At 73.2% G+C, this 6,750-nt stretch carries 5 protein-coding genes and 1 pseudogene; 1 reads left to right on the top strand and 5 read right to left on the bottom strand.

From position 1 onward, the window contains the following. Positions 1–571 (top strand): annotated as a pseudogene (locus tag AB0G32_RS10550) (hypothetical protein); the annotation flags it as partial. A 14-nt stretch (positions 572–585) separates the two neighbouring features. Here AB0G32_RS10550 and AB0G32_RS10545 read toward each other — a convergent pair. From AB0G32_RS10545 to AB0G32_RS10525, 5 genes are all read right to left on the bottom strand, one after another. Then, positions 586–1,698 carry a chondroitinase-B domain-containing protein gene (locus tag AB0G32_RS10545; protein WP_361161129.1) on the bottom strand — a complete coding sequence of 371 codons (1,113 nt, stop codon included), beginning with the start codon at positions 1,696–1,698 and terminating at the stop codon, positions 586–588. Positions 1,699–1,737: 39 nt separating this feature from the next. Then, positions 1,738–2,931, bottom strand: a complete 1,194-nt coding sequence (locus AB0G32_RS10540; protein WP_361161126.1) for a dienelactone hydrolase family protein — start codon at positions 2,929–2,931, stop codon at positions 1,738–1,740. Continuing rightward, the gene (locus AB0G32_RS10535; RefSeq protein WP_361161123.1) at positions 2,918–4,195 is read right to left on the bottom strand and encodes a pectate lyase; all 1,278 of its coding nucleotides are present in this window, start codon (positions 4,193–4,195) and stop codon (positions 2,918–2,920) included. The genes AB0G32_RS10540 and AB0G32_RS10535 overlap by 14 nt, the downstream gene beginning before the upstream one ends. Further along, positions 4,188–5,318 (bottom strand): pectinesterase family protein, encoded by a 1,131-nt coding sequence (locus AB0G32_RS10530; RefSeq protein WP_361161121.1) that lies wholly within the window; start codon positions 5,316–5,318, stop codon positions 4,188–4,190. Before AB0G32_RS10530 ends, AB0G32_RS10535 begins: the two co-directional genes overlap by 8 nt. A gap of 77 nt (positions 5,319–5,395) precedes the next feature. Next, complete coding sequence (locus AB0G32_RS10525) at positions 5,396–6,721, bottom strand: pectate lyase (RefSeq protein ID WP_361161118.1); 1,326 nt, start codon at positions 6,719–6,721, stop codon at positions 5,396–5,398. Between the last annotated feature and the right edge of the window lie 29 nt (positions 6,722–6,750).

The following is a 6,750-nucleotide window of genomic DNA, read 5'->3' as shown; positions in this document are numbered from 1 at the left end:
GGCGGGGGCCACCGCGGCGGTGGCGGGCGTCCTCGCGGTCGGCGGTTACGCGGTCGCCGCCGCGGTCCGGGACGAGCCGCCCGCGGACCGGGCGGTCGCCGTCTCCGCGCCGCCGGCGCCCGCCCGGTCCCCGGACGCCACCGGCCGCCCGCCGGCCGGCCCCGGTGCCGAGGACGGGCCGCTGTGGTCGGACGGCTCGGTCGACCCGCACAGCAACGAGTTCTGGGCCCAGAGCGACGTCACCCTGAAGACGGACCGGCCGCTGACCGCCCTCACCGTCCGGCTGCGGATCGCGCAGACCGGCGGAGTCACCTCCACCGGCGCCTGGCGGTCGCTGCCCGAGGGCGACTTCGCGCTCACTGTCGCCGAGCGCGACGGCTTCCTCGTCTACACCTGGCGGCTGAAGCGGGGCCGTACGGTCCCGGCGGGCGACTGGGTGTTCGCCGGCCAGTACGACCACGAGCGCGGCGGCCGGGACGCCGGTGCCGACAGCTACGCGGCGACCGCCGCGTCGGACACCGGGGCCCTGTCGGTGGCGGGCGGCTTCGCGGCGCTGCGGGACGGCGGCTGACGGAGCCGCCGGGTTCAGTTGATCGTCGCCCCGATGGTCGTGCTGCCCGTGGTCAGGAAGCTGGTCGCGGGCAGCGCGCCGTTCGACTGGCGGGCGTTGTAGACGCTCGTCGCGTCCGTGGAGACGAAGGACGGGGTGGTGACGCCGGAGTCCCAGCTGTTCAGGTACGACGTGACGGCGGAGCCGTAGGTGGCCTTGCCGCTGCCGTTGGAGACGGCCAGGTTGCGGCCGAGCCCGGCGGCGCCGGTGGCGAAGTAGTAGCCCCACTTGCCGTTGGCGTAGGCGGTGGTGCGGTTGATGACGATGGCGCCGGTGTTGGAGTTCTCGGTGAAGCCGTTGCCCGCGTCGTCCCAGGCGGCCGAGTTGTTGACGACGTGCGCGACGGTCTCGCCGTCGCCGCCCAGCTTGTAGCCGTTGCCGTCGCCCGCGAACGCCGAGTCGGACCAGCGGTTCTTGCCGTTGCCGAAGGACCAGGTGTGCTCGACGGTGACCGGGGAGGAGAAGGACCAGAAGTCGAGCCCGTCGTCCGAGTTGTTGTACAGGCGCGCCCCGGTGATGAGGTTGCCGGTGCCGGAGCCGTACTTCACGGCGATCCCGTCGGCGTTCTCGCCGTGGTTCGCGGCGTCGTAGTGCCCGTAGGAGTCGAGGTTGCGGACGGTGTTGTTCACGGTCGCGTCGCCGGTGAGGGTGAAGCCGGAGTCGCCGCCGTTGATGGTCTTGACGTTGCTCCAGTTGGTGCCGGTGCAGGACTGGCAGACGACCGCGCTGTCCGGGGAGTTCTGGAAGGTCAGGTTGGTGACGTTCCAGTAGTCGGCGGTCAGTTTGAAGATCCAGTCGCCGTCGGGGAGGTTCGAGCCGTCGATCTTCACGCTCTCCGAGCCGTACGCGGTGAGCGTCACCGGCGCCGACGAGGTGCCGTTGACCGTGGACTGGAGGGTGGCGGTCGGGTAGTAGGTGCCGCCGCGCACCTGGATGACGGTGCCGGCGGTGGCGTTCTTGATGGCGTTCGACAGGTCGGTCACGTTGCTGACGACCACGGTGGCGGCCTGCGCCTGGGTGGGGAGGGCGGCGGCGCCGGTGCCGAGCGCGAGCGCGGCGGCGGTCAGGAGTGCGGTACGACGAGACATGGGGTGCGGGTCCTTTCTCGTACGTGCGGGGACGGTGGGTCAGAGGACGGAGTCCAGCCAGGCGAAGACCTCGTCCTGCATGGGAGCGGTGAAGACGTGGCCGACGTCCGGCCAGATCTCGGTGCGCAGCCGGTGCCCGGCGCGGCGGGAGTCCCAGACGGCGCGCAGCTTCGCGTAGGCGGTGGCCACGCCGTCGGGGGTGAACAGGGTGTCCTGTTCGCCGTCGAGGAAGAACATCGGCCGGGGCGCGGCGATGCTCGCCACGTCGGGGATGTCCAGGTAGCGGGCGAGTCCGGGGTGCAGCATGCAGTACGCCGACTGGCCGCGCAGGGTGTTGTTGCCGGGGACCATCATCTCCTTGAGGCCGGTCATCCAGCAGACGCCGGCGGCGGCCGCGATGTCGTCGCTGAGGGCCGCGGTCTGCCAGGCCCGGTAGGCGCCCATCGAGAAGCCGACGGCGGCGACGCGCCGGGCGTCGACCAGGTCGAGGCCGGCCAGGAAACCGGCCGCCCGGACGTCCTCGCGGGCCATCAGCCCGGCGAGCGAGGAACCGAGGTTGTAGAGGTTGGCGGCCAGCGCCTGCTGCTGTTCGTAGGCGACGGGCCCGCGGTCGCCCCAGCCGAGGGCGTCCAGGCAGAGCACCGCGTAACCGCGCCGGGCGAGTTCGTCGCCGACGAACCGGCCGCTGAGCAGCTTGTCCGCCCAGGCCTGTGCGGAGGCCAGCCGGGTGCCGTCGTCCCAGGGGGCCCAGGGCCGGACCAGTTTCTCCTTGCCGATGTCGAACTTGGCGCCGTGGTCGTGCAGCAGGAGTACGGCGGGGAACGGCCCGGCGCCGTGCGGCACGAGCAGGCTGCCGCGTACCCGAGTGTGCCGGGTGAGGGAGAGCGTCACCGACTTTCGCCGGTAGCCGTCCCCGTCCGGTCCGTCGGTGAACTCGGGGTCGTACGGCGTGCCGCGCTGGTCGTCGACGAGCAGGTGTTCCTCGACCTTGGCCCGGGCGGTGCGCCGCCAGGCCCGGAAGTCGCGCGGCGGCGCGGTGCCCCAGGCGAGCGGGAAGCGCAGCTCGTCCTTGAGGGCCTGGTGGAAGCCGGGGAGGTTGCCACCGATCAGGTCGCCGCCCACCAGGTCCTCGGCCCGTGCGGTGCCCGTGCCCGCCGGGCCGGTGAGGAACGCGGCGGTGGCCGCTCCCGCCACGAAGGTGCGGCGGTCCAGCCGTGGTTCACGCCCGGTCATGGGACCTCCCGGGGCCGGCGTGCCGCAGGACGTACCGCTCGACCGCCTTCGCGGAGGTCAGGGCCCGGTAGTCGTAGACGTCGGCCGGATCCCAGCCGACGTCGTCGCCGAGACCGAGGCCGCCCGCCACCGCGTCGAGGTGGGCGGGCCGTCCGTTGAACCAGGACCCGGTGTCGTGGAACGCCGTACCCCCGTAGGCCGCGACGGCCAGCGAAGGCCCGCCCCGCGGATAGGTGAAGACGTTGCGCTCGGACCAGAGTGCCGACTCGACGCCGACGCCCAGCGCGTACAGCGTGTCGGCGGCCCGCCCCCGGTACACGTTGTTGACCACGTGCACCTGCCCGAAGCGGACCCGCGGGGCGCGCTGGGTGATGCCGGTGAACAGGTTGCGGGCGAAGGTCACCTTCAGATGGCCCCGGTCCCGGTCGGCGCGGCTGTCCCCGGAGCCGATCAGCAGCGCCTTGTCGTGGTCCTCGAAGCGGCTGTCGGAGACGGTGATGAAGTCGGAGCCGTCCTCGATGTCCAGCAGCCCGTCGTGCCGTTGGACCCGCTCGCCGTGGAAGCCGGACGGGGCCGCGCGGTCGGGGAAGCGGCCGTCGGTGAAGACGCAGTGGTCGATCCAGATGTGCTTGCCGGTGATGACCGTCAGCGCGTCGAACCGGGCGTTCCAGTTGCCGCTGGTGCCGTCGCCCGGGGACCAGCTGGTGAAGTGGTCGACGGGTGCTTCGAGCCGGAGGTTGCGCACGACGATGTTCGTGCCCGTGTTGACGGTCAGGAAGACGCCGAGCAGCGCGGCGCCGTCCCCGGCGCCGACCAGGGTGGTGTTGCTCGGCACGGTCAGCTGGATCTGGGCCTTCTCGTTGTCCGACCCGGTCTGGCGGAGCCTGCGCTGCTGCCCGCAGTAGTCGTAGCGGGTGTCGGACCAGGTGGTGCCGTCCTCGCCGAAGCAGGACATGTACTTCGTGCGGTCGTAGCCGGGGGCGTAGTCCTGCTCGCCGAGCGAGGTGCCGGCGTCGGTCTCGTGGCCGTCGATGGCGCCGGCCACCCGGATCACCTTGGGCGCGGCCGGGTCGCCATCGTTCGCCAGGGCCTGCTTCAGTTCGGCGCGGGTGTGCACGGTCCAGGTCCGGCCGCCCGCGCCGCCGGTGGTGCCGGGGCCGGCGGAGGCCCAGCCGACGGGGGCGGGCGCGGCGGCCGACGCGGGGGCGGCGGGCAGCAGCAGGGCCGCGCAGGCCAGCAGCGCGGCGGCCGCGGCCCTATGCACGGGGCCGCCAGTCGCCCAGGTAGGCCGCCTTGGTGTGCGCGGCGGCCTCGGCGCGGGTGAGCTGGGGCCGGTTCGCCGGGACGGTGACGGCGGCCCCGGGCCCGGTGTTGCGGTACTCCCGAAAGCGCTGCTCCTGCCACGGGTAGGCGTCGCGCATGTTGGCGTAGGGCGCGACCGCGTCGAGGCCGGCGCCGAGCCGGGTCTCGCGCACGGTGAGCATCGGGCGGGCGGTGGTGTCGGAGCTGGGCACCCAGGGGCGGGCCAGCTTGTAGTAGCCGTCGGGGGCCGCGCTGCTGATCCGGCTGTCGGTCACCAGGTAGCCGCGCGGGCTGGCGGCCGCCGTGGAGGGCGCGAAGACGAAGCCGTACGGCGGCGCCGCCAGGTCGGTGCGGACCAGGGTGCGGAAGTGGCAGTGCTCGTAGACGGCCGTCGCCCGGCCGAAGACGAAGTCGACGTCGCCCTCCACGTAGCAGTGCGCGTAGTACTGGCGGGCGACGAGGGTCAGGTCGCGGGTGTCGGCGTACAGGGTGTCCTGGTGGCCGAGGAAGCGGCAGTGGTGGAAGGCGGACCGGTCGCCCTGCGCCTTGAGGGCGACGGCCTGGGTGCCGGTGTAGTCCGGGTGGTCGGCGCGCAGCCAGTCGTTGGCGAAGGTGATCCAGCGGGCGGTGAAGCCGTCGGCGGCGACGGTGGTGGTGGCCGAGCCGCTGGTGCCGTAGGTGCCGGAGCCGTCCGGCTTCGGCGTACCCGCCGCGTTGTCGTAAACGATGACGACGGCGCGGGGGTCCTCGGCGGCGCCGATCCAGGTGGCGTCGGTGCGGGAGGCGTCGACGGCCACCGTCTCGCGGTAGGTGCCGGGCGCGAGGACCAGGGTCCGGCCGGTGCCGGTGGCGGCGGTGACGGCGGCCTGGACGGAGGTGAAGTCGCCCCGGCCGCGCGGGTCGACGTACAGGGTGTCCGGGGTGAGCCGGGCGGCCGGGGAGCCGTAGCGGCCGAAGGGGCGGTGCCCGGCGCGGGCGGTGGCGGGGGTGGCGGCGAGGCCGAGGGCGGCGCCCGCGCCGGCGGTGGCGAGAAGGAAGCCTCTGCGGGAGGGCGGGGACAGCGGGGCGGGGACGGGGCGGGGCATGCGGGTGCTCCTTGATGAGGGGAGTGCGGGGGTGGGCCGGGGCGGTGCGGACGCCCCCGCCCGCCGGGCGGCAGGGATCAGCGCAGCCGGCCGGCGCCGGCGCCCCGGTCGACCAGGCCGGGTACGGCCCGCGCCGGGTCGACCTTGGTGCGCAGGGCCGGGGTCCAGCCCGCGCCGGCGGCGAGGGTCTCGGCCGGCAGCTCCGCGTTGTGCACGGCGATCAGGTCCACGGTCTTGCCGTTGACCCGGTTGTGGGCGGCGGTGACCGGCGCCTCGCTCCACTTCTTCAGCACCTTCGCGGCACTGACGCCGGCCGGCAGCGTGAGAGCGTTGTGCTCGACGACGAGGGCGGACTCCTTGCCGACGCCGAAGCTGTAGGCGTAGTCCTCGTCGGCCACGAAGTGGTTGTCGTAGACGTCGACCTGGCCGAACCGGACCCGGGGCGCCCGCTCGACGAGGTTCTTGAACAGGTTGTGGTGGAACGTCGCCTTCAGGTGCCCCCGGTCGCCGACGGCGGTCGACTCGCTGTCGCTGTTGCCGATCAGGATCGTCTTGTCGTGGTCGCGGAACACGTTCCAGGAGGCGGTGACGTAGTCGGCGCCGCGCACGATGTCGAGCTGCCCGTCGTGCTGCTGGTACAGCATGCCGAAGTAGACCGGGGCCGCGCTGTCGGGGTGCTCGCCGTCGGTGAACGTGTTGTGGTCCAGCCAGACATGGGTGGCGCCGTACACCACCGTGCTGTCGTACTCGCTGTTCCAGTTGCCGGTGTCGCCGTCCGTCGGGTCCCACTGCGGGAAGCAGTCGACGGGGCTCTCGAAGGTCAGGTTGCGGACGATGACGTTGTCCACGGCCTTGATCTGGAGACTGGCGCCCTTGATGCCGGCGTTCCGGCCCACCCCGATGATGGTGGTGTCGGCCGGGACGCTCGCCTTGATGGCCTGGTCCTGCTGGGCGGCGGAGGCCCGCCGCAGCCCCTCGGGGCTGTCGTCGGGCTCGGCACTCAGGTCGGTGTCGTAACCCCAGGTCTCCGGGGCGTACGCCGCCAGATAGGCGTCGAAGTCGTACCCGGGCGCGGCGAAGGCGTCGCACCCCTCGGACACGGCGTCGATGGTGCCCTCGACCTTGATGATCCGGGGCGCGGTGCCGCCCGCCACGAGCGCCGCCTTGAACTCGGCCCAGGTGGTGACGGTGTACACGTGCGCGGCGTCCGCGGCGGCACCCCCGGTCGTCCCGGTGCCGTACGACGCCCAGCCGTCGTGCGCGGCCAGCGTCTGCCGGGCGGGGTCCCGGTGGAGCGGGCGGGCCTCGGCGCCGGCCGCCGTCAGCCCCACCACCAGGGCGGTGCACCCGGCCAGCGCGGCACCTCTACGTATGGCATGCCCATGCCATCTTGTTGTCTGCATGCGTGCGGCTCTCCTTGAAATACGTCGGT

Origin of the sequence: Streptomyces sp. NPDC023723 (assembly GCF_040639815.1) — a bacterium.
In the GTDB taxonomy this organism is placed as follows: Bacteria; Actinomycetota; Actinomycetes; order Streptomycetales; family Streptomycetaceae; genus Streptomyces.
This window is presented reverse-complemented; position numbering and strand designations above follow the sequence as displayed.

Coding starts and splice junctions, on each gene's coding strand:
- AB0G32_RS10540 (WP_361161126.1), bottom strand. CDS start 2,931: ATGACCGGGCGTGAACCACGGCTGGACCGCCGCACCTTCGTGGCGGGA.
- AB0G32_RS10525 (WP_361161118.1), bottom strand. CDS start 6,721: ATGCAGACAACAAGATGGCATGGGCATGCCATACGTAGAGGTGCCGCG.
- AB0G32_RS10545 (WP_361161129.1), bottom strand. CDS start 1,698: ATGTCTCGTCGTACCGCACTCCTGACCGCCGCCGCGCTCGCGCTCGGC.
- AB0G32_RS10530 (WP_361161121.1), bottom strand. CDS start 5,318: ATGCCCCGCCCCGTCCCCGCCCCGCTGTCCCCGCCCTCCCGCAGAGGC.